Consider the following 22,518-nt stretch of genomic DNA (forward strand, 5'->3'; position numbering starts at 1 on the left):
TTAGTCCAATTCGTGATGAGAGTTGTTTAATTTAAACCATGTTAACACTTCTGTAATGCCCAGAAAAATGTGATAGCTGGTTGTGCCCGATAGAGGGGATTTTTTGGGAGTGTTTTCTTGGTCAAGGTATTCATTCCAGCCTCCAGTGGCCAGAAAGTAATTTTGTAGCATGAATTCACAAGCTTGAGTTAGCCTTAGAGCTTTCTCTTCCAAGCCAATTGGCATAACCGTGATGGCTTTTAGGTATTCGGTAATCGGCCAAATACGCTTTTCTTTATCTGTGGCTAACAGTGTGTTGCCATCAATTTGATTGAAGATACCGCCATTATTATCGATGCCATGTCTTGTGGCGGTTAGCCAGAGTTGTTGAGCGAGATCTGTGTATTTTGCGTTGGGTATAATTTGGTTCGCTTTGTATATAAGCCAGACCCATTCAAAATGATGTCCAGGTTCTACTTGATGACCCAGCTCAGGATGCCATTGCCAATCGTAGGTAAAAAACTCTCTAAGTGTTTTATTTTTTTTATCAAGGAAGTGTTTTTCAACAAGAGACAAGAGCATTGTAATCATGCTTTTGTATTCATTCTTTTGAGTTGCTTCGAAAGCTGCTATGTAGCCTTCCAGAAGATGCATGTGCGGGTTTTGTCGACGTGTTTGTTCTTTGTGGATTGGAAAAGTTTCAAAAAAACCACCGGTTGAAGAGGTCATCTTCTCAAACAAAAAATGGTGTGTTTTAGCAATGTACTCAATGGCTCTTTCGTCTTTAGATGCTTGATAATAAAAGCTAAAAGACAGTAAGACGAAAGCTAGAGCGTAGGCGTCTGAGTCGGTATTTTGTACGCTCAAATCGTCGTTTAAAGAAAAAATCCAACGCTCTTCTTGATAGTACCGATCTAAAATAAAGTTAAACAATGGCTTGAGCTTAGGTTGGAAATTATTTTGAAGATCTAGCTGATCATCAATAAGGCAAGCATGACTAAAGGTGTAAAGTTGACGGCATTGAGTTAATAGGCGAATTCGGCCAACAGGATTGATTGTCCAATCTTGGTTTAGGCTTTCATAACTGAAGCCTAATGAATCATCTAAGCCATGCTGGGCCCAGTTAGGAAGAAGTTTTGAAAAAACAAAAGTTTGGCAGTCTAAAATGGCTGACTTAAGCATGCTAATAATAGCCTTATTTTTAATGAAATTCGCGTGTCCAACTTGCAGGGGGACTATGATAAGATGTCGGCTTTGAAAAATCGATGATTAAATGGCTATGAATTCTTCTTACTTAAATTTTAAGGATAAGCACATCCTAGTTGTTGGGGATGTAATGTTGGATAGATACTGGCATGGAGGCACTTCAAGAATTTCTCCAGAAGCGCCAGTTCAGGTAGTCAAGGTATCAAATATAGAGGATCGTCCTGGTGGTGCCGCGAACGTTGCATTGGGCTTGGCTAAACTAGGTGTGGCTGTCACTTTAGTTGGCGTGGTTGGACAAGACGAGAATGCGCAAGTTTTGCAAAAATGTCTTGAACAAGAAGGTGTTCGATGCCGCTTTGTTCAATCAGAAAAATTGCCAACTATAACTAAGCTCAGAGTTATGAGTCGTCATCAGCAGTTAATTCGACTCGACTTTGAGGAAAGAATTGATAGCTTGTCACAAAATGAAGCGCTTGCAGAAGTTGTAAAACAGGCTTTGCCAGAAGCGGATGCCGTCATTTTCTCAGATTATGCCAAAGGCTGCTTAGCGGATGTTTCGAATTTAATTCAATTAGCAAATAAGGCCAATGTGCCTAGCTTAGTTGATCCAAAAGGAAATGATTTTTCAATCTATCAAGGCGCCACACTAGTTAAACCAAATTTACTTGAATTTGAGACTATCGTTGGGGCATGTGACACAACCAAAGAGCTAGAAATCAAAGCCAAAGAATTAAAAGCCAAATTTGGTTGGGATGCTTTACTGGTGACTCGTGGAGAAGATGGTTTAGTTTTGTTGGACAGAGATAAAGCCCCTTTTTATCTGGCAACAGCGGCTCGAGAAGTGTTTGATGTAACCGGCGCAGGAGATACAGTGATTGCTGTACTAACGGCAATCTTTGTTACCAGTAAACGTTTTGTGGATGCTGTGGAATACGCTAATCAGGCTGCAGGTTATGTTGTAGGGAAACTAGGGACTGCTTTTATTACAGCAGATCAGCTTGAAACCATCATGTTTCAACGTACACATTCCAAAAATTTTGGCGTATTAGCCCCGGAAGCACTCCTACAACAGATCAAGTTGGCTCAAGTAAATGGCGAAAAAGTGGTGTTCACCAATGGTTGTTTCGATATCTTGCATCCAGGTCATGTAGCATACATGAAACAGGCAAAAGCACTTGGTGATCGTCTGGTTGTTGCTGTGAATACAGATGCCTCTGTCAAACGTTTAAAGGGGGAAAAACGCCCCATTAACAGTTTAGAGCACCGAATGGCTGTACTCGAGGCCGTTGGAGCGATTGATTGGGTGACTTGGTTTGATGAGAATACCCCCAAAAATATCATCGAGCTTTTATCCCCCGATGTTTTGGTTAAAGGAGGAGATTACTCCATTGATACAATTGTGGGTGCCGAGCATGTCTTGTCAAACGGGGGAGAAGTGAAAGTACTTACTTTTCTAGATGGCTATTCAACAACGTCCATAATCGATAAAGCGAATTTGTGAATGCAAAAAGAGCAAGCAATAGAAGTGAAAGAGCAGACGGTGACAACCACAGGTTTTAGTACTTATCTGAGGTTATTGGGCTACGTTAGAGCCTCGTGGGTCTATATGATGCTCAGTGTGATTGGTTTTATTCTGTATGCAGGAATGGAGCCTGCTCTTGCTGCTTTGTTAAAGCATATTGTAGATACCGTTTCAGAAGGTAAGGTACTTGAGAATAGACTTGTTATTCCTCTAGCAATCTTGGCCATTTTTATTGCCCGTGGTATTGGTACTTTTTTAGGCGGCTACTTTATGGCGCAAGTTGCGAATAAGGTTGTTTTTGACCTGAGAACCAGCATGTTCAATAAAATGGTCAAAATGTCTTCTAGTTACTATCACTCTATTCCAACAGGACGTCTACTGGCTAAACTAACTTATGATACCGAACAGGTAATTGGAGCTGTTACTCAGGCAATTCGAGTTGTTTTAAGAGAAGGTTTTACCGTTGTTGGCCTGTTGGGTTATATGATCTACATGAATTGGAAGCTGACCTTACTCTTCTTGCTAGTGGTTCCTCTGATTGGGTTGATTGTGTCTTATGCGTCAAAGCGTTTTCGTCGTTTAAGTAAGCGTATTCAAAATGCCATGGGCGGCGTAACCGATGTGGCGTCAGAAGCCATTAAAGGTCATGAGGTTGTTAAGATCTTCGGGGGCAGTGAGTATGAGGTCGAACGTTTCCGTCAAGCGGCGCAAGAGAATCGTCGTTCTCAATTGAAAATGGAAAAAACTCGCTCTCTAAATATTCCAATTGTGCAATTTATCTTGGCATTTGCCATGGCTACTTTGATTTGGTTTGCGCTCAGTCCGGATTTGAGTCAGCACATGACGCCAGGGGACTTCATCGCGTTCTTGACCGCTGCTGGCATGTTGGGTAAGCCGATTCGTCAATTAACCGATGTGAACAGTGTTTTACAAAAAGGCATTGCAGCTTCGCAAAGCATTTTTGAATTTTTGGATATGTCGGTTGAACCTGATGATGGCAAAATTCTCGCACAATCCTTAAAGGGTGATATTGAATGGAAAGACATGTCTTTCTCTTACCCAAATGCAGATAAGCAGGCTCTTAAGAAGATTACGTTATCCTTGCCCGCAGGGAAAACCCTAGCATTGGTCGGCCGCTCTGGGAGTGGTAAGTCGACTATGGCCAATTTGATTCCACGTTTTTATAACTTGGATGAAGGTGAGTTAAACATTGATGGCGTTTCCATTTCAGATTATCAATTAGATTCTCTAAGAACCAGCATTGCTTTGGTGAACCAGCAGGTTGTTTTATTTAATGGCACCATACGTGAAAACATTGCTTACGGACATTTGCGTGATGCCAGTGATGAGCAAGTGATTGAGGCGGCAAAAGCGGCCAATGCATGGGGCTTCATTCAAGAGCTGGATCAAGGTTTGGAGACTATGGTTGGTGAGAATGGTGTCTTGCTTTCCGGTGGTCAACGCCAGCGAATCGCCATCGCACGAGCCATTTTGAAAAATGCGCCTATTCTTATCCTGGACGAAGCAACTTCGGCACTGGATACAGAGTCTGAGCGAGCCATTCAAATGGCCTTGGATGGATTGATGGAAAACCGTACCACGATTGCCATCGCTCACAGACTCTCGACCATTGAAAATGCTGATATTATTGCGGTGGTTGATCATGGTGAAATCATTGAGCAAGGTTCTCATACTGAACTATTGGCGATGAATGGCGCTTATGCTCAGTTACATAACCAGCAATTCAGTGAGACGGCTGACTAATATGTGGTTGTATCGTTTCCTTCTGGCTTTACTGACTCCTATCATCTGCTTGAAGGTTCGACGTTTTAAAAAAAATTATCCAGCCTATCGAGCCAAAGAAGCCTTTGGTCGTTGGGGAAAGGTGGAAGCGGACTTGTGGATTCATTGTGCTTCCGTCGGAGAGGTGTTGGCCGCTCGACCCCTTGTGACACAGTGGCGAAAAAAATACCCGAATCAAACCTTATTAGTAACCACCATGACACCAACTGGTGCGGCGCAAGTAGCACAGGTGTTTCCATTTGCTTTGCATCGTTATTTGCCGATGGATTGGCGTTTGGCGGTGAGACTAGCATTGCGTCATTTAACCTGTCCTCGATTGTTAATCATTGAAACCGAGCTATGGCCAAACTTGCTTGAACAAGCTAAATCACAGGGGCTGCGTATTAGCATTGTGAATGCCCGAATGAGTGAACGTTCGTATCAGCGTTATCAAAAGTTCTCAGCTATTTCTCGTCACCTTTTTACTTTGCCTGATCAGTTTCTAGCCCATGCGCAAGCAGATGCTCAGCGCTTTAAGGGGCTAGGAGCGAAAAAAGTTTATGTCACCGGTAGTATTAAATTTGATTTGAACGTACCAGAGGAAGTAATGCAGCATCAGTGGCGCGATGACTTTGATAAAGACTTTGTCTGGGTTGCAGCCAGTACACATCAAGGTGAAGATGAGCTTATGTTGCAAACACATCAAGCTTTGTTAGAGAAGCAGCCGAAAGCATTGTTGATCCTTGTGCCGCGACACCCAGAGCGTTTCGAGTCTGTGTTTGCTTTGGCGCAAGCTTCATTTTCTCGTGTAGGGTTGCGAAGCCAAGTGGCTTTCAATAAGTGGTCTGAATACGATGTGATCATTGGCGATTCAATGGGAGAGCTGATGCAGTATTATCAAACTGCGGATTTGGCTTTCGTGGGTGGCAGTTTGGTGAAGCGAGGTGGACATAATCCAGTTGAACCTGCGTTATTAGCTAAAGCGATCATTGTGGGCCCTCATGTGTTTAATTTCAAAGACATTACGGATCAGCTCCTACTAGAAAAAGGAGCATTGCAGTGCCAAGACGAAACGCAATTAACAGAGTTTGTGTTGGCGTTAGCGTCACAAGCCTCACAACGTTTACGGATAGGCCAATCGGCGCAGCGTTTTGCAGAAAAAAGCCAAGGTGCCGTGACTAGGGTTTTGAATGAAATAGACTTTCATTAGGGGACTCTTTACAATAATTGCTCATTATCTCATGGGGTGCTTGGTTGATAAAAAACCAAAGCTGAGAAGCGAAGGCTCGCTAACCCATTGAACCTGATCCAGATTATGCTGGCGTAGGAATTGAGATAGCAAGTCTGTCAATCATACCTTGCCGTTTCACCTATACGCCGCTCACTTATTATTAGGAGCGACACCTTGAAAACACTTTCTTTTCGTACTTATTCTAGTATTGCTTTGGCCACCTTTACGCTGTCTTTTTCTGCTCTTTCGTCAGCGGCTCAAACACTTAATGTTTATACCTATGATTCCTTTGCATCCGACTGGGGGCCTGGTCCGAAGATTAAAGAAAACTTCGAGAAGCTGTGTGACTGTGAGGTTAACTTTGTCGCTTTGGATTCTTCCGTTGGTATTCTGTCTCGTGTGCAATTAGAGGGGAAATCTTCATCTGCTGATGTGTTATTAGGTCTGGATTTGAACTTGATGGAGGCCGCTAAAAAAACAGGCTTGTTGGCTGAGCATGGGGTTGATACCTCAGTGGTAAATCTGGAGGGGGGGTGGTCTGATAAAGACTTTGTTCCTTTTGATCATGGGCATTTCGCGTTTATTTACAATGCGGAAACACTAGAGAACCCTCCCAAAAGTTTGGCGGACATTGTTGAAAACCAAGAATTAAAAGTCATCTATCAAGACCCTAGAACTAGTACGCCAGGTTTGGGGTTATTGCTTTGGATGAAGTCAGTGTATGGTGAGAAAGCAGCGTCTGCATGGTCTACTTTAGCCTCTCATACGGTAACGGTGACTAAGGGCTGGTCTGATGCGTATGGTTTATTTTTGAAAGGTGAGGCCGATTTGGTGTTGAGTTATACCACCTCACCTGCTTATCACATAGAGGCGGAAGGTGAGACCAAATACCAAGCGGTTGAAACGACAGAAGGTCGTTATCCTCAAGTTGAAGTGGCGGCGATGATGAAATCGGCACCGAATAAAGTCTTAGCAGAGCGTTTTATGTCATTCATTTTGACACACGACTTTCAGTCGACGATTGCTACAGGCAATTGGATGTTACCTGTGGTTGATCTTGATCAGCCTTTACCAGAGGCTTTTGCAGCGGCGATGAAGCCAGTGACTAGCTTGATGTTACCGGCGGACCAAGTGGCCGAGGAGCGTAAGGCCTGGGTGAATGAATGGTTGAATGCGACCACTGAATAAGCTGAATTAGTTTGAATCGATTGATTGGAATATCAAGCCTGCTTCCCGCGATGTTGGGGGTGGGCTTGTTTGTTTGTATTGGTGTTTTTAGCTTGATGGCTTTATTACGCTACAGCGATGTGGCTGAGTGGTCGTCCTTTTTGTCTCAGCCTTATCTGTGGCGTTTGATTCGCTTTTCTTTATGGCAAGCTTTATTAAGCAGTTTGCTTAGTCTTGTTATTGCTGTGCCAGTGGCGTCCTGCTTATTTCATCGTTCTTTTTGGGGGCGATCTTTTTTGTTGCAGTTATTTTCCGTGTCTATGGTGGTGCCTAGCATTGTTGCCATTCTAGGGATCGTTGTGGTGTATGGTCGAACGGGTTGGTTGGCACAGATTTCTGGTATTGAGCTTCCATTATATGGTTTGACCGGTATTTTGTTGGCGCACGTATTTTTTAATATGCCATTGGCGGTTAGGTTGCTATTACAGGTCTATGCTTTAATTCCAACTGGTCAGTGGCGTCAAGCTTACCAGTTAGGTTTTGATCGATGGTCTGCTTTTCGTTTTATAGAATGGAGTTACTTACGCAAAGCTTTACCTGGCGCATTTGTATTGATTTTTATGCTTTGTTTTTCCAGTTTTGCTGTGGTGCTCAGCTTAGGAGGTGGTCCTAAGTCGAGCACCCTTGAGGTAGCCATATATCAAGCATTAAGGTTTGACTTTGATTTGAATAAAGCCAGCTTTTTAGCACTATTACAGGTGCTGATTTGTACAGTGATTGCCCTTTTTGTGTACAAGCTGGCGCCTGTGAATCATCAGGACTCAAGTTTGTTAGCGCAATCCCGTTTTTCTATTCGAGATTCCTATGGTGCCAAAGCCTTAGATGTGATCGCATTTCTGTGTGTATTGGTATTTGTGTTGCCGCCTTTTATTGCCATTTTGGATCCGATGTTTTCCACGCAATTCCTTCAAACACTTAGCTCCTTGAGGCTTTGGCAGGCGGTTTTAGTGTCACTCAAGATTGCTTTTCCTGCCGCCTTTATAAGCTTACTGCTGGGGCTGAGTTTTTGTGTGCTGGCGCGTTATTGTATGGGAAGGGGAAAACTCGATATCTGGTCAACAAAGTTAGAACAGTTAGGTAATCTAATTTTAATGGTTCCTGGTTTGGTCATCGCGACAGGCTTATTCTTATGGTTGAGAGATTTGGGGCTGAGTTTTTCATCCAGTTATTGGATTGTGGTTTGGGTTAATGCGGTGATGGCTTTGCCATTTGTATTACGTTGTATGATGCCCTGTTTTTATCAGCAAGAGCGTCGCTTTCGGCATCTGTATTCCAGTTTAGGGCTTCAGGCTTGGTCTCGCTGTAAAATAGAATGGCCTTTGGTGCGAAGTTCTGTTGCACAGGCATTTGCGTTTGCTTTGCTACTATCTTTGGGAGATATGGGTGTGATCGCGTTATTTGGTAGTCAAGGCATGGTCTCGTTGCCGCTGTATTTATTTCAATTGATCGGTGCTTATCGCCTAGAAGAGGGAGCCTGTGTTGCCGTGGTGTTGATTTTGTTGTGCTTGGGATTGTATGTGTTGTTTTCTCGTATTGTTGGGGGAAGGTGGCATGCTCAAGGTTGATTTAAAGTACGACTGGGAGCGTTTTCACGCGCATTATCAAGTTCAGATCGATCAAGGTATCACGACTTTACTGGGAGCGAGTGGTGAAGGTAAAAGTACCTTACTGCATTTACTTGGCGGCTTTTTGCAAGGTCATGGTGTATTGGATTATCAGGCTCAATCTTTGTTGGCTTTGCCCGCTTACAAGCGTCCCATTTCGACCTTGTTTCAAAGTGATAATTTATTTCCGCAATTGACGGTTTGGCAGAATGTGGCGATTGGACTGTCACCGCATCTTCGTTTGAGTTCAGAGCAATGCGAAAGAGTGACTTGGGCATTAGAGCAAATACAGTTAGCTTCCAAAGCGGATGTTTATCCTCAGGCACTGTCGGGTGGACAGGCGCAGCGTATCGCCATTGCCAGAGTGCTGGTGAGAAAAAAGCCTATCCTATTGTTAGATGAGCCGTTCAGTGCTCTTGATCCAGTGCTCAGAGAGGAAATGCTGTTTTTAGTGAAGCAGGTGACGGAAAGCTTTTCGTTAACCACCTTGATGGTTTCTCATTTGCCCAGTGAGGCATCGTTGGTTGGTGGGGGTGTTATTCTGATAGAGCAAGGTCGAGTGGTTGCTCATGAAGCGGCGGACGTTTTAGCCAGTAAACAGACTCCCAACGCGTTTACGCAGTATTTGGGGGAGTCGAAAAGCTCGACAAGCTAGATGGATTAAGTTACATATTGCTTAACGATCTAGTGAATTGAAGTGGGCGCTTAGTCTTAATGGACGATAGAGAGTTAATCAAAAAGGGCATTTTTGCGACAATTGCTTATGCCTTTGTTATGTCTTTGACGGCCATAGCAGCCAAGCAAGCGCAAACAGTTATTGCTGTGTCTACACTGGTTTTTTGGCAAAGTCTTTTTTGTGTATTGGTTCTTCTGCCACAAATGCGTGGGCGTTGGCAAAAGCGCCCATGGTCGGTTTGGCGTATCCATTTTTTGCGTAGTTTTGGTGGCTTTATCGGCTTTCTGTTTTATTACTGGGCGCTGAATCATATTCCACTTGTTGAAGCCTCTTTATTGCGAACTTGTGCGCCTTTGTGTGTGCCTTTTATTGTTTTGGCATTACATGGTATTCGTATTCCTAAAGCCAGATGGTTGCCCTTATTGATCGGCTTTGCAGGGGTTGCGTTCGTTATTCAGCCGACCCCAAGCCATTTAAATCCTTGGCATCTGGTTGGGTTTGTTTCTGCAATCGGTTTGGCCTTGTCTATGGTGACGACGCGCATGTTGTCGCATCAGGTATCAGGTCAAGAAACCTTGTTAGTATACTTTGCTGTCTCTTGTTTGTTATCCATACCCTTGATGCTTTGGCAGGGGGATGGGGTGGTGGTGCCCTTAGATGTTTGGCCTCTTGTTGGCGTGGTCGTCACGACACTCTATATTGGCATGTTCTTGTATAACAAGGCATATACTTATGCTCCCGCCAGTATTGTTTCACCTGTCAGTTATATCGGTGTGGCTTTTAGTGGCTTCTGGGGGCTTGTGATCTGGCACCATGTGCCAGATATTTACGCTGTTTTGGGAGTAGTGCTGATTTTTATGAGTATCTTAATCAGTACCAGAATCGCGCGGAATAGAGGTTAGTCTGTGGTGTTTTGTCTCTTGTTGTTTAAAATGGTTGCCACAAAAATGCCAGTAAAAATCAAAAATATACCCATGTAATGGAAGCTAAATAACCGCTCGCCCAGAAATATCACCGATAGACCAATACTAAAGACAGGTAGAAGATGAATGAAGTGTCCTGCTGTTGCGGCGCCGAGTTTCTGAATGCCAATGTTCCAGCACAAAAATGCGCCAATCGAAGCAAAAATCCCCATATATATAATGCTTCCCCAGTTGGCGCTAGTTAGTTCACTCAATGAGGTTTCAGCGAAAAGTAAGAATAGTGGTGCTTGGATGCCGGTGCCGATGAGAGCGGTGCTAGTAAAGAAGCCAATTAATGACATGTCTTTTGGGCGGCGAATTATCATCACTGAGTAAATGGCCCAACTAACGGCCGCAGTTAAGATCCATAGGTCACCTTTTGATATGGTGAGATGCAAAAAAGTGTCTAAACTACCGCGGCTAACTATGATGATAGCACCGATAGTTGAGATGATAATGCCAGTGTTTTGCCGCCAGTTTGTTCTATTACCTAATAAAATGCGGGCAGTGATGAGAATCATCACCGGCATGATGGAATTCAATAAGACGGCATTGGTGACGGTTGTTGATGTTAAACCAATATACAAAAATAAGTTGTAATTACAGATGCCTAACCAACCAAAAAGGATTAGCAAGGGCCAGTGTTGGCGTATGATGTGTCTTTCTTGGCAAAGCTTTTTGTAAGCAAAGGGTAAGAGAATCAGACAAGCTAAACTCCAGCGCAGAAATGAAATTGTGTAAGGATCAATGCCGGTCGATACTGTCATGCGACCTAAGACATAGTTACCAGACCAAAAGAGTATGGGCAGTAGCAAATAAACAAATGCTGGCATTGGTGCTTCCTTTTATTATTTTTAAGATGGCTTTCTTTTAGACCAGTTTTGTACAAAGAGGCCGAGCAAAATACAGCTAAGACCTACTAGTGTCGAGGCTAAAATGGGCTCGTTAGCAAGTTGTGTAAGCCAAACAATAGACAGTAATGGTGCTAAGAAAATCAGGTTGGCAACTTGGCTGGCATTGGTGGTGAGCTTCAGAGCTCGATTCCATAAAACAAAACTGATCCCCATCTCAAATAAGCCGATATAAACCGCTCCCCAAATACCTTCAGGTTGCCAATGTGTTAGCTCACCTGTTGCCGCAGCAAAGGTCAGGATAATAGGCAAGGCAAAAGCAAAATTGAGTGTCAGTCCAATTAGACTTGGTCGATCGTCTTTTGTGTTTAACAGCCAATAAAGCGCCCAGATGATGGTGCTTAGTATTGCGAACCCTACGCCAATGATATTAGAAAACGCCAATGTGGTGATTTCGCCTCGGGTGGAAATATACAAAACACCAAAATAACAACTGGCGGCGGCTATATAATCGGCTAGCGTCAGTCGTTGTTTTAAAATAGGAACAGCCATAAAACTGAGCATAATGGCCCAAGTGTAATTAATGGCTTGTGCTTCCTGTGCCGGCAATAAGTCATAAGCCTGCAGTAAAATGAGGTAATACAAGAAAGGGTTGATAACGCCATAGAATAAAGAAGCTTTCCAGGACTGTGTGGCATGATATTTAAGCTGGTTGAGCTGACCTTTATAGCCAAGTAAGGCGAGTAAAAAAATCAGTGAAACCGCGCAGGCAATCAGCAAAAGCTGCGTCGGAGACAGACTTTTTAATGATAGTGAAAATGCCGTGGCGACCGTTGACCAGAGAACAACGGCGCCCAAGCCAAAGGCCATGGCTTTTGTATTATTTGAAAAAGAAGGCATGGTTTTTTATGGCCTTAAAAGTTGTAGATAATGCCGACAATAACAGAATTAAAACGCTTTTGGTCGATAATGGGACTGTCTAATACATTATCGCTGTATTGGTTGTGTTTAAGCGCAAGCATGAAATTCGTACTCGGTGTGAGTTTATAAATGCTTCTTAAACCAATGCTGGAGACAGATGTGGCATCTGCATTATAAGCGGCAATGCCTCCTGAGGTGCGGTCTGATTCTGTCTGTGACACACCATATAAATGTTGACTCATTTTACGACTCGTATATTGGTGACTAATAGAAGGGATAAATACCCAGTTACCATTTGGTATGGGTAAGCCGATTGAAAAGCGGACATAATAACCATCGTGTGTACCACTGATATCCTGAGCTACTTTGGTGGATAACAAGCCAAAACGATATTGGGCAAAGGCCATAACACTGTCATCACGGTCATTAAGTTGTTGGATATCGCTATTGTCTGAGTCGTCAGGATCAAAGTCTGCTGTTTGATAGGATAATCCTGCAGACAGAGCTTGCAGTTTAGTTTGTGGAATCAGGTGATACCCTATGTCTGGAAAGGTTGCATAAAAACGTTCGCCCTTAACCGAAAGATTAGGGATGAGTCGAGTGTCGGTTTCCATGTCTTTGTAGATGGACTCAGAAAGCGCGCCTAAAACACCAATACTACCCTTGGCTTTCACTGTTGTGGTTGTTAACGAAAGAGTAATGAAGACTGATATCAGGCAGTATTTAAAAAAGTATGGAGTCATGTTTTTTGTTCCATCATAAAACGCGGTAAGATGGCGTGATTCTATGACCTTTTAGACAGGCTGTAAAACAAGCCTGTGATGACTGAGTGAAAGCATCGAAAATGTTTCTTAATGCGTTTACTTAATGGCCAACTTTGCTATATAATTCGCGTCCCTGTAAATCAATACTCCTTGTCTCACAGCTTTTTAACAGGGGAAGCGTGGAGACTAAGAACCCATAAGGAGCTTAAATGCGTCATTATGAAATCGTCTTTCTGGTTCACCCAGATCAAAGCGAGCAAGTACCAGCAATGGTTGAGCGTTACACTAACCTAATCACAGAAGATGGTGGTCAAGTACACCGTTTCGAAGATTGGGGTCGTCGTCAACTTGCTTACCCAATCAACAAAATTCACAAAGCACACTATGTTCTTATGAACGTTGAGTGTTCTGATAGTGTTTTGTCTGAACTAAACGAAACGTTCCGCTACAACGATGCCATCATCCGTAACTTGGTGGTCCGTCGTAAAGATGCGGTAACAGAAGTTTCTCCTATCAAAGCATCTGAAGGTCGTGAAGAGCGTCGTTCTGCACCACAGCGTGAAGAGCGTAACGTTGAAGCGTCTACAGAAACTACTGAAGAATCTGAAGATTAATCTATTTGAATTAGGAGATACTCATGGCTCGTTTTTTCCGTCGTCGTAAGTTCTGCCGTTTCACAGCAGAAGGCGTTAAAGAGATCGATTACAAAGATCTAGACACACTAAAAGGTTACATCACTGAAACTGGTAAAATCGTACCTAGCCGTATTACTGGCACTAAGGCTCGTTACCAGCGTCAGCTAGCGACTGCAATCAAACGCGCTCGCTACATTGCTTTACTTCCTTACACTGATAGCCACTTTAATTAATAGGCAAGAAGTACCCTAATGAGTGGTTTAGCCAAATGGATAATGGAAAAACGCCGTAACGCCATCATAGGTGTCATGGTGTTTGGTTTGATCCCCGTTATGTTTTGGCTGGCTGCGGCCATTTTAGGCTTAGTGGTACTTCGTAAAGGTGTAAAAGAAGGAATACCTGTTTTTGCTTGGGGCTGTTTACCAGGTCTTGTTATCTGGATGCTTCAGGGTGATGCAACTGCGTTACTGGTTATGTTAGATGTGGCTTTGTTGGCTTATTTATTAAGAGAAACAAGGTCATGGAGTTGGGTGTTATTAGCCGGTAGTTTATTGGCGTCATTTAATACCTTGATTCAACCTCTGCTCATGTCAGATGTCTTGAACTTTGCAGTTGACTTGGTTCAGACTGTTTTGCAACGAGAGGCGGTTGAAGTACCTGAAAGATCTATGATCTTTTCCCAAGCGGTGATGGCGGTGTCCATTTTCCAAGTGGTGATTGCGGTTTTCGCGCTTTTATTGGCGAGAAAGTGGCAAGCAGGGCTCTATAATCCGGGTGGGTTACGTAGCGAATTTCATCAATTAAGATTGCCTGTGGCATTCAGTCTGGTGCTTGGCACTATGATATTGATTGGTGAGAGTGTGGGAGGGGCGCTTTCTGTGCTTTCTCAAGCCGCCGTACCCGCTTTGATATTGCCAGGATTAGCATTAGTACACGGTATTTTAGCAAAAAAAGAAATTGGGGTTGTTGGACTGATCGCATTTTATCTGGTGGGATTTTTTATCCTGAATGTTTATTTTGCGAACCTTTTGATCGCGCTATGCGTGATTGATAGTTTTGTGGATATACGTTCCAAGATCCAAGGTAAGGCGTCCAACTCAAGTGATAGCGAATGATTAATTAGAGGTGATCGAGATGGAAGTTATTCTACTCGACAAAGTAAACAAGCTAGGCGGTATTGGTGACGTTGCAGTTGTTAAACCAGGCTACGCTCGTAACTTTTTGATTCCAAACAAAAAAGCTGTAATGGCTACGAAAGCTAACTTGGCTAGCTTTGAAGAGCGTCGTGCTGAGCTTGAAGCTCAAGCTGCTGAGCGTAAAGCGGAAGCTGAAACACGTGCTCAATCACTAGAAGGTAAAACTTTCACAATCGCTGCGAATGCTGGTGATGAAGGTAAGCTTTTTGGTTCTATCGGTACTCGCGACATCGCTGAAGCCATTTCTGCAGAAGTAGAAGTGTCTAAAGCAGAAGTTCGTCTACCTGAAGGTACTATCCGCCACACAGGTTCTTTCGAGATCGATCTTCAGCTTCACTCTGAAGTTGTTGTTGCTGTGACATTGGTTGTGACGGCTGAATAATTTATTTCGATAAATTATTTGCTAAAAAAAGGGTGTCTTGCTGATTGCAAGATGCCCTTTTTTTGTGGCCATGATAAGCTAATCCAACTGTTTTTTGACCTTTATAAATGGATATTGTTGCGTGCAATTAGATGATTCTGAAGTGGCTTCTATTAAGTTGCCTCCCTATTCGGTAGAAGCTGAACGTTCTGTCGTTGGCGGTTTGATGTTGGACCCGCAGGCTTGGGAAAAAGTGTCCGAGCTGGTTATTGCTGATGATTTTTATCGACCTGAGCATAAGTTAATCTTCGCGGTAATTGCTCGGTTGGCTGATGAGTCTGAGCCGGTCGATGTCGTGACCATTGGTGAGCGCCTAGACAAGCGAGGTGATTTGGAATCAATTGGTGGAATGGCTTATCTGATTGAGGTAGCCGAAGCGACCCCCAGTGCGTCCAACATTGCCTCATATGCGGACATTGTGCGTGAGCGTTCGATCTTACGCCGTTTGATTTCAACCACCAATGACATTTCCTCTCGTGCTTTTCATCCTGAAGGGATGACAGCAGCAGAAGTATTGGATGAAGCGGAACGTAAGATTTTTCAAATTGCCGAAGGCGGTGAAAAGAAAGGTGGACCAAGAATTGCTTCTGATATCTTGAGTGCGACTGTTGATAAAATCGATGAGCTTTATCATCAAGATGGTGCGATTACAGGGTTGAGTACAGGGTTTACCGATTTGGATGCCATGACCGCAGGATTACAACCAGCTGATTTGGTTATTGTGGCGGGTCGTCCCTCTATGGGTAAAACCACCTTCGCAATGAATTTGGTCGAAAATGCCGCGATGATCAGTGACCTTCCTGTAATTGTTTTCAGTTTGGAGATGCCTTCAGAGTCGTTGATGATGCGTATGTTGTCATCGCTGGGGCGAATTGATCAAACGCGCATGCGTTCGGGCCAATTGATCCAAGAAGATTGGGACAAATTGATGTCAGCGGTGAAGATGCTGAAGGATCGGAAGTTATTCATTGATGATACGGGTGGCATTAGCCCGACTGAAATGCGATCACGGGTTCGCCGTATTGCCCGAGAGCATGGTGGTGTGGCCCTTATCATGGTCGATTACCTTCAATTGATGCAGATTCCTGGCTTTACTGAAGGTCGAACGAACGAGATTTCTGAAATATCACGATCCCTTAAGGCCATTGCGAAAGAAATGGACTGTCCTATGGTGGCATTGTCCCAGCTAAACCGTAGTTTGGAGAACCGACCCAATAAGCGCCCAGTCAACTCGGACTTGCGTGAATCCGGAGCGATTGAGCAGGATGCGGATGTGATCTCCTTTGTATACCGTGACGAAGTGTACCACGAAGATACGCCACATAAAGGGATTGCAGAAATCATTATTGGTAAGCAGCGTAATGGTCCGATAGGTACTTGTCGTTTGGCTTTTGTGGGTAAATATACTCGTTTTGAAGATTTGGCGCCGGATGCTTACCGTGATTTTGATGACGAATAATGTGTGACTAAAAATGAGTTCGGGTGCGATGGCTGCATCTTAATATAATAACGATAAGATCGAGGATGATATATGCGTAAGATGCCTGTAACTGGAAAGGAAAATGATTTCCCTGAAAGCGATGTTTTAGTATCCAGCACGGATGTGAAAGGGCGAATTACCTTTGTTAATGATGCGTTTTGTGAGGTCGCAGGTTATCAACAAGCGAGCCTTATTGGCGCGCCTCATAACTTGATTCGACATCCTGATGTGCCGTCTGCTGTGTTTGCGGATATGTGGGCCAACTTAAAGCAAGGTCGTAGTTGGATGGGGATAGTGAAAAACCGTTGTGAAAATGGCGATCATTATTGGGTGAGTGCACACGTAAGTCCCTTGTTGGATGGCAGTAAAGTTATTGGTTATGAGTCCGTGCGTCGTAAAGCTACGACGGCTGAAAAGCAGCACGCTCAATCCATTTATGATCGAATTAATGCAGGAAAAAGTCTCTTGCCTTGGTCTATTAAGGCGACGTCTCATTTGGCAAATGCGAGTTGGCCTGTTCTCTTGTGTTTTGTGTTGTTGGCTTGCACGGGGGTGTTGTCTGGAAACCTGTTTTATCAGGTGTTAGCACCACTGTTGGCTTTATTGGGTGCAGGGCTAGTTTATCTTCAAGGTCAGTCTGTTAATAAGTTGGTCGCTTTATTGTCTGAAGAGTCGAATAATCCGATTGGCCAGTATCTGTATTGTCGTTCTGTGGGGGCAAAAGCCGCCATTCGCTTCGATAAAATCCATCAAGAAGCGGCCGGTCATACGTTTCGCTATCGTCTAAAAGAAGGGGCGAATCAATTAAGTAAGCGAGCTTCGGACGCGAAAGGCAGCGTGACCACCAACTTGACGAACTTTAATAAACAGCGCGGTACGTTCCAAGATGTGGTCGCAGCAAGTTCGCAATTGCTTTCCAGTGTGACTCAGGTGTCGTCTCATATTCAGGTGGCAGTTGAGGCGACAGAGGCGGTTGGCAGTTTAACAATAGAAAGTCGTCATCTTGCTCAACAAACGGGCACGACCATAGGTCAGGTTTATCAAGAGGTGGCAGAGGCAAAACAAGTGGTCTCTGTGTTATCTGAGCAAAGTGATAAAATCAATGAGTTGGTTCACTCAATTAGTGACATTGCCGAGCAGACAAACCTGTTGGCATTGAATGCTGCGATTGAGTCAGCTCGTGCCGGTGAGGCTGGTCGAGGTTTTGCTGTGGTGGCGGATGAGGTGCGAGCCTTGGCCATTCGTACGCAAAATGCGACACAAAGTATTCATAGCATGACGGAGGAGTTGAAAAAGAAAACCTCTGATGTCACGTCTACCATAGATAAAGGTGCTTTGGTGGCTCAGCAAGGAGTTGAAAGTGTGAATCAGGTCGCTGAAAAAATGAGTGAAATAGAGGCGTCTATTCAGCGTGTGGTGGAAATGACTGCGCAAATTAATGTTTCCTCTGAAGAGCAGGCAGGGGTTGCTCGCAACTTGAACGACAAAATGGAAGTGGTCGATGAGTTAAGTGTAAACAGTATCGAACGTGCTGAAAATATTGTGTTAAATATTACTCATATTGAAGAAGAGGCTTATGAGCAAGGTAACCTTGCTGAGCGCATGAAGCAGTAGGTTTGTAACACAGGTTCCAGTTTAAATGATAAAAAGCCCTTTGTTGAAGTGATTTGCAAAGGGCTTTTTTAGATCTATTGATTAAGAATGGTATAGATGGCTTGCCCCAATTTTTGAACGTCTTGTTGGCTGATGACATAGGGTGGCATCAGATAGATGAGTTTTCCAAATGGGCGAATCCAAACACCAAGTTCAACAAACTTTGGTTGTATTTCGTTTAGGTCGATTGGCTCATTAAGTTCGACGACGCCAATGGCGCCTAGGCAACGTACATCTTTGACGGGTTCTAATGACAAACAAGGTGAGAGAGCTTGAGTAAGCCAGTCTTCAAGTTGAGCAACGGTTTGGGTTATGTCGCTAGAGCCTAGTAAAGATAAACTGGCGTTTGCGGCGGCGCAGGCTAAAGGATTGGCCATAAAAGTTGGTCCATGCATGAATACCCCATCCTTTTCGCTAATGCCAAGGGCCACTTTATTGTTCGTTAGCGTGGCTGCTAAGGTCATGTAACCCCCCGTTAAGGCTTTACCAACACACATAATGTCAGGGCAAATGTTACTGTGTTCGGTGGCAAAGAGTTTTCCGGTTCGGCCAAAGCCAGTGGCAATTTCATCAAAAATCAGCAGGATGTCGAATTCGTCACAGAGTGAGCGAATGTGATTAAGATAGTCTGGGTTGTAAAAGCGCATGCCGCCAGCGTTTTGTACAACAGGTTCGATGATGAATCCAGCAATGTTCTGATGGTTCTCTGTTAATACGTGGCGAATTTCAGCAAGGTATTCTGGGTCGACTGGTGTATCGATTCCTGTTGGTGGTGGGGAGATAAAATATTGTTGGGTTAGCGCGCCTGTGAAGAGGTTGTGCATGCCATTTTCAGGGTCGCAAACTGACATGGCTGCGAAAGTATCGCCATGATAGCCGCTTCTTGGGGTGACAAAATATTGCTTATCGGCTTTGTCTTGAGTGTGCCAGTACTGTATGGCCATTTTTAGAGCCACTTCCACTGAGACAGAACCGGAATCTGAGAAGAAGACTCGTTGTAATGGCTCTGGAGTCATTTCGATCAGTTGTTTGGCGAGATGGATGGCTGGTTTGTGTGTTAAGCCACCAAACATAACATGAGAAAACTGGTTTAACTGTGTCTGTATGGCTTGGTTCATGGCGGGGTGATTGTAGCCATGAATGACACTCCACCAGGAAGACATGCCGTCAATTAGGGTCTTGCCATTGCTTAAGGTAATCTCACAGCCTTGGGCGCTGTCGACCAAAAACTGTGGGCTTGGGTGGCTCATGGAGGTGTAAGGGTGCCAGAGTAGTTGTTTGTCTAGCGCTAAATAATCTTGTTGTGATAGCTCATCTTGCATAATGTGACACCTTTATAGATTCTGCGGGCATACTAAACAAAGCCAATATAAATGACCAGAGGGTAGGTTAATGGGTTTTGTCTGGTGTTCTGGCAATGACCCAAACATCAATGCGTTTGGCGCCTGCTTTTAATAGTTGCTTGCAGCAGGCCTCGATTGTGCTGCCTGTTGTCATGACGTCATCAAATAGAGCCACATGTTCCGCAATCTGGCCTTGTATCTGGTAATTTTTGTTGGGGGCTGTTAGTCGCGCTTTACGAGGCAGAGTATGTTGTGCTTGGCTGTACTGAACCTTGAGGATTGGGTTTGTCTTGGGAAAGTCAGGCGTTTCTTTTCCAAGTATGGCTTGAAGCTGTTTATGTAGCTGCTTGGCCATAAGTTGAGTTTGACAGAAGCCTCGTTGTCGAATGCGCTTGGGGTGGCTCGGGACAAAGAGCAGTTGTTGTGGCCAGGAGCGAGATTGATATTCGGACACTAAATTTTGGCATATGCATTCTGTTAGTGGGCGAATAAAATGCCCGCCATGGTTAAATTTAATCTGATGGATGAGGGTTCTCATGGTGCCATTAAATAAGTAGGGGGCAATGCATACTTGATAGCTTGGCTTGTTGCTTTGGCATTGTCCACAGATTGATTGTGGCTGATTGCTTGGACGTTTGCATTGCTGGCAGCAAATTAGGTTTGGGTTAAGCCCTTGTTGGCAGTGATGGCAAAAGATTTGTTTGCTGGGGGATTGGCATAAATAGCATTGTCTAAAAAACAACCTGTAGTAAATCTCTCTGATTTTTTGGGTTGACAGCAATTTCCAGTCCATTAGTATTGCTCCATTATTTCATGTTCGAGGGTATTATGTCTGTTTCAAGCGCTGCTTCAATGAATTCTACTGGTCCACGTTTTGATTGGACTCATGCAGAGATAAAAGCTTTATTTGATCTTCCTTTCATGGATTTGATGTTTCGTGCACAGACTGTCCATAGAGAAAATTTCGCGCCCAATGAAGTTCAAGTAAGTACCCTTTTATCCATTAAAACAGGCGCTTGTCCAGAAGACTGTAAATACTGCCCACAAAGTGGCCACTATAATACAGAGCTTGAAAAAGAAAAATTGATGGAAGTGAGAAAGGTGTTGGAAGAAGCGGCCCTTGCAAAAGAAAAGGGCGCTAGTCGTTTCTGTATGGGGGCGGCGTGGAAGCATCCTTCTGAAAAAGATTTTCCTTATGTGTTGGAAATGATCAAAGGGGTTAAGTCGCTTGGTTTAGAGTCTTGTGTCACTTTAGGTACATTGAATGATGATCAGGCCAAACGTCTTTCAGATGCCGGTTTGGATTATTATAATCATAACTTGGACACCTCAGCGGAATACTACGATAGCATTATCACTACTCGTAGCTATCAAGATCGATTGGATACCCTTTCTCGTGTCCGTGATTCGGGCATTAAGTTATGTTGTGGTGGCATCATGGGAATGGGCGAAGAGCAAAAGGACCGCGTTGGCTTGTTGCGTCAATTGTCACAAATGCAACCACATCCAGAAAGTGTGCCAATCAATATGCTGGTAAAGGTAGAAGGCACGCCACTTGAAAATGTGGATGACTTAGATACTTTTGAATTCATTCGTACCATAGCGGTTGCTCGAATCATTATGCCTAAATCTCATGTGCGTTTATCGGCTGGCCGACAAGGGATGAATGAACAGACGCAAGCTTTATGTTTCATGGCTGGCGCAAACTCCATTTTTTACGGAGAGAAATTACTAACGACTGGTAACCCTGAAGCGGACAAAGATATGGCGTTGTTTGCTAAATTAGGTATCAACCCTGAGAAACGTGAAGAACATTCTGACGAGGCGGTTGCCGAAGCCATTGCCGCTCAAGTTGTCAAACAAGAAGACGCTAAGTTTTTCTATGAAGCCAGCGTTTAATACGCCTTCATGGATGCTGGCGGCGCTTGATGAAAGGCGTCGTCAGGACCTTATGCGTCATACGGTGACCTTAGATAGTCCTCAAGTGCCTCATACTCAAATTAATGGTCAGCGTTATACCGCGTTTTGCTCAAACGATTATTTAGGGTTGGCAAATCATCCTTCGTTAATCCGAGCTATGCAGCAAAGTGCCGATGAATATGGCGTTGGCGGCGGTTCCTCGCATTTGGTAGCAGGGCATCTTACTCCCCACCATAGATTGGAAGAGGCGTTGGCCGAATGGCTTGGGTATGAGCGTGTTTTGTTATTTAGCACAGGTTACATGGCCAATCTCGGGGTGATCTCCGCTTTAGCGAATAAACAGCGCCCCGTCATTCAGGATAAACTAAATCACGCTTCTTTAATTGATGGTGCGCAATTGGCGCAGGCCCCCATGCGTCGCTATCTTCACGCCACCCCTTTGAGTGCTAAAAAGCTGATGATGAAGTCCGAACAAAGTGGATTATTGGTGACGGACGGCGTTTTTAGTATGGACGGAGACATAGCGCCTTTGTCAGAGTTATCGGATTTGGCCTCTCAGTATGATTGGACTTTTATGGTAGATGATGCTCATGGATTAGGGTGCTTGGGTGAAAAAGGGCGTGGCAGTTTGGCGCTATCCGATTTGGCGATGGCACAAGTTCCTTTATTAATGGGAACGTTTGGTAAAGCATTTGGAACGTCAGGGGCTTTTGTCGCAACGACGCGCGATTTCGCGGACTATTTGACTCAGTTCGCCCGTCCATATGTGTATACCACGTCAATGTCCCCAGCTATGGCTGGTGCCAGTTTAGCTGCACTTGAGTTGATTTGTTCTCAAGAAGGAGAAGATCGAAGAGTGAGGCTGGCCGAGCACATTGCTTACTTTAGGCAGAGAGTGGCGAGTTTGCCAGTAGAGTTGATGGTGTCTAAAACGGCTATTCAGCCTATTGTGATTGGCGATAGTTCGACAGCCTTGGCGGTGAGTGAACAACTTAAAGCGTTCGGTATTTGGTGTACTGCGATTCGACCACCGACTGTTCCAAAGGGTAAAGCAAGATTGAGAATTACCCTGAGTGCTGGACACTCAAAGCAAGATTTAGTGTTATTATGTGATGCACTTGAGCAAGTATTAACAGCTAAATAAT

At 44.1% G+C, this 22,518-nt stretch carries 21 protein-coding genes and 1 riboswitch; of the genes, 15 read left to right on the forward strand and 6 right to left on the reverse strand.

Annotation, left to right across the window (positions count from 1 at the left end; all coding sequences use genetic code 11):
- Nucleotides 1-1,161 carry an AGE family epimerase/isomerase gene (locus MAR181_RS03985; protein ID WP_013795309.1) on the reverse strand — a complete coding sequence of 387 codons (1,161 nt, stop codon included), beginning with the start codon at nt 1,159-1,161 and terminating at the stop codon, nt 1-3.
- Nucleotides 1,162-1,258: 97 nt separating this feature from the next.
- Here MAR181_RS03985 and hldE point away from each other — a divergent pair, with 97 nt between their 5' ends.
- The 7 genes from hldE to MAR181_RS04020 all read left to right on the forward strand — a co-directional run bounded on the left by hldE (nt 1,259) and on the right by MAR181_RS04020 (nt 10,129).
- Nucleotides 1,259-2,686 (forward strand): bifunctional D-glycero-beta-D-manno-heptose-7-phosphate kinase/D-glycero-beta-D-manno-heptose 1-phosphate adenylyltransferase HldE, encoded by a 1,428-nt coding sequence (gene hldE, locus MAR181_RS03990; protein WP_049782748.1) that lies wholly within the window; start codon nt 1,259-1,261, stop codon nt 2,684-2,686.
- Nucleotides 2,687-4,471: a lipid A export permease/ATP-binding protein MsbA gene (gene msbA, locus MAR181_RS03995; RefSeq protein ID WP_013795311.1), complete on the forward strand. Its 1,785-nt coding sequence runs from the start codon at nt 2,687-2,689 to the stop codon at nt 4,469-4,471. It begins immediately after the preceding gene.
- Between the two features lies 1 nt (nt 4,472).
- Entirely contained in the window at nt 4,473-5,699 is a 1,227-nt protein-coding gene (locus MAR181_RS04000; protein ID WP_013795312.1) for a 3-deoxy-D-manno-octulosonic acid transferase, read from the forward strand.
- 22 nt (nt 5,700-5,721) lie between these two features.
- Nucleotides 5,722-5,837, forward strand: a riboswitch (TPP riboswitch).
- A 57-nt stretch (nt 5,838-5,894) separates the two neighbouring features.
- The gene (gene thiB / locus MAR181_RS04005) at nt 5,895-6,908 is read left to right on the forward strand and encodes a thiamine ABC transporter substrate binding subunit (RefSeq protein ID WP_013795313.1); all 1,014 of its coding nucleotides are present in this window, start codon (nt 5,895-5,897) and stop codon (nt 6,906-6,908) included.
- An 11-nt stretch (nt 6,909-6,919) separates the two neighbouring features.
- On the forward strand, nt 6,920-8,512 hold the full coding sequence (gene thiP / locus MAR181_RS04010) for a thiamine/thiamine pyrophosphate ABC transporter permease (RefSeq protein ID WP_245546203.1): 1,593 nt from the start codon (nt 6,920-6,922) through the stop codon (nt 8,510-8,512).
- Nucleotides 8,499-9,206 (forward strand): thiamine ABC transporter ATP-binding protein, encoded by a 708-nt coding sequence (locus tag MAR181_RS04015; protein ID WP_013795315.1) that lies wholly within the window; start codon nt 8,499-8,501, stop codon nt 9,204-9,206. Before thiP ends, MAR181_RS04015 begins: the two co-directional genes overlap by 14 nt.
- A 59-nt stretch (nt 9,207-9,265) precedes the next feature.
- Nucleotides 9,266-10,129, forward strand: a complete 864-nt coding sequence (locus MAR181_RS04020) for a DMT family transporter (protein ID WP_013795316.1) — start codon at nt 9,266-9,268, stop codon at nt 10,127-10,129.
- Here the strand turns inward: MAR181_RS04020 and MAR181_RS04025 are convergent.
- Genes MAR181_RS04025 through MAR181_RS04035 form a run of 3 tightly spaced genes read right to left on the reverse strand, consistent with a single transcriptional unit; the run spans nt 10,126 to nt 12,704 of the window.
- Nucleotides 10,126-11,022, reverse strand: coding sequence for a DMT family transporter (locus MAR181_RS04025; protein ID WP_013795317.1), 897 nt, complete (start codon nt 11,020-11,022; stop codon nt 10,126-10,128). The genes MAR181_RS04020 and MAR181_RS04025 overlap by 4 nt on opposite strands.
- 21 nt (nt 11,023-11,043) lie before the next feature.
- The gene (locus tag MAR181_RS04030; RefSeq protein ID WP_013795318.1) at nt 11,044-11,940 is read right to left on the reverse strand and encodes a DMT family transporter; all 897 of its coding nucleotides are present in this window, start codon (nt 11,938-11,940) and stop codon (nt 11,044-11,046) included.
- Nucleotides 11,941-11,954: 14 nt separating this feature from the next.
- Nucleotides 11,955-12,704 (reverse strand): MipA/OmpV family protein, encoded by a 750-nt coding sequence (locus MAR181_RS04035; RefSeq protein WP_013795319.1) that lies wholly within the window; start codon nt 12,702-12,704, stop codon nt 11,955-11,957.
- Nucleotides 12,705-12,934: 230 nt separating this feature from the next.
- Here MAR181_RS04035 and rpsF point away from each other — a divergent pair, with 230 nt between their 5' ends.
- The 6 genes from rpsF to MAR181_RS04065 all read left to right on the forward strand — a co-directional run bounded on the left by rpsF (nt 12,935) and on the right by MAR181_RS04065 (nt 18,071).
- Nucleotides 12,935-13,339, forward strand: coding sequence for a 30S ribosomal protein S6 (gene rpsF, locus MAR181_RS04040; protein ID WP_013795320.1), 405 nt, complete (start codon nt 12,935-12,937; stop codon nt 13,337-13,339).
- Between the two features lie 23 nt (nt 13,340-13,362).
- Complete coding sequence (rpsR, locus tag MAR181_RS04045; protein WP_013662377.1) at nt 13,363-13,593, forward strand: 30S ribosomal protein S18; 231 nt, start codon at nt 13,363-13,365, stop codon at nt 13,591-13,593.
- 18 nt (nt 13,594-13,611) lie between these two features.
- The gene (locus MAR181_RS04050) at nt 13,612-14,475 is read left to right on the forward strand and encodes a hypothetical protein (RefSeq protein ID WP_013795321.1); all 864 of its coding nucleotides are present in this window, start codon (nt 13,612-13,614) and stop codon (nt 14,473-14,475) included.
- A 19-nt stretch (nt 14,476-14,494) separates the two neighbouring features.
- A complete protein-coding gene (gene rplI, locus MAR181_RS04055) occupies nt 14,495-14,938 on the forward strand; it encodes a 50S ribosomal protein L9 (RefSeq protein WP_013795322.1) in 444 nt (147 codons plus the stop codon).
- A 121-nt stretch (nt 14,939-15,059) separates the two neighbouring features.
- The gene (gene dnaB, locus MAR181_RS04060; protein WP_013795323.1) at nt 15,060-16,436 is read left to right on the forward strand and encodes a replicative DNA helicase; all 1,377 of its coding nucleotides are present in this window, start codon (nt 15,060-15,062) and stop codon (nt 16,434-16,436) included.
- Between the two features lie 72 nt (nt 16,437-16,508).
- On the forward strand, nt 16,509-18,071 hold the full coding sequence (locus MAR181_RS04065; RefSeq protein ID WP_013795324.1) for a methyl-accepting chemotaxis protein: 1,563 nt from the start codon (nt 16,509-16,511) through the stop codon (nt 18,069-18,071).
- Between the two features lie 74 nt (nt 18,072-18,145).
- On the opposite strand, the gene bioA is transcribed toward MAR181_RS04065, so the two are convergent.
- Together bioA and MAR181_RS04075 are read right to left on the reverse strand one after the other, a co-directional pair.
- The gene (gene bioA / locus MAR181_RS04070; RefSeq protein ID WP_013795325.1) at nt 18,146-19,432 is read right to left on the reverse strand and encodes an adenosylmethionine--8-amino-7-oxononanoate transaminase; all 1,287 of its coding nucleotides are present in this window, start codon (nt 19,430-19,432) and stop codon (nt 18,146-18,148) included.
- A 67-nt stretch (nt 19,433-19,499) separates the two neighbouring features.
- A complete protein-coding gene (locus MAR181_RS04075; RefSeq protein ID WP_013795326.1) occupies nt 19,500-20,246 on the reverse strand; it encodes a ComF family protein in 747 nt (248 codons plus the stop codon).
- Nucleotides 20,247-20,281: 35 nt separating this feature from the next.
- On the opposite strand from MAR181_RS04075, the gene bioB reads away from it, so the two are divergent.
- Nucleotides 20,282-21,352 (forward strand): biotin synthase BioB, encoded by a 1,071-nt coding sequence (gene bioB, locus MAR181_RS04080; RefSeq protein WP_013795327.1) that lies wholly within the window; start codon nt 20,282-20,284, stop codon nt 21,350-21,352.
- A complete protein-coding gene (gene bioF, locus MAR181_RS04085) occupies nt 21,336-22,517 on the forward strand; it encodes an 8-amino-7-oxononanoate synthase (RefSeq protein ID WP_013795328.1) in 1,182 nt (393 codons plus the stop codon). The genes bioB and bioF overlap by 17 nt, the downstream gene beginning before the upstream one ends.
- Nucleotide 22,518 lies beyond the last annotated feature (1 nt).

Origin of the sequence: Marinomonas posidonica IVIA-Po-181 (genome assembly GCF_000214215.1) — a bacterium.
GTDB classification, from domain to species: domain Bacteria; phylum Pseudomonadota; class Gammaproteobacteria; order Pseudomonadales; family Marinomonadaceae; genus Marinomonas; species Marinomonas posidonica.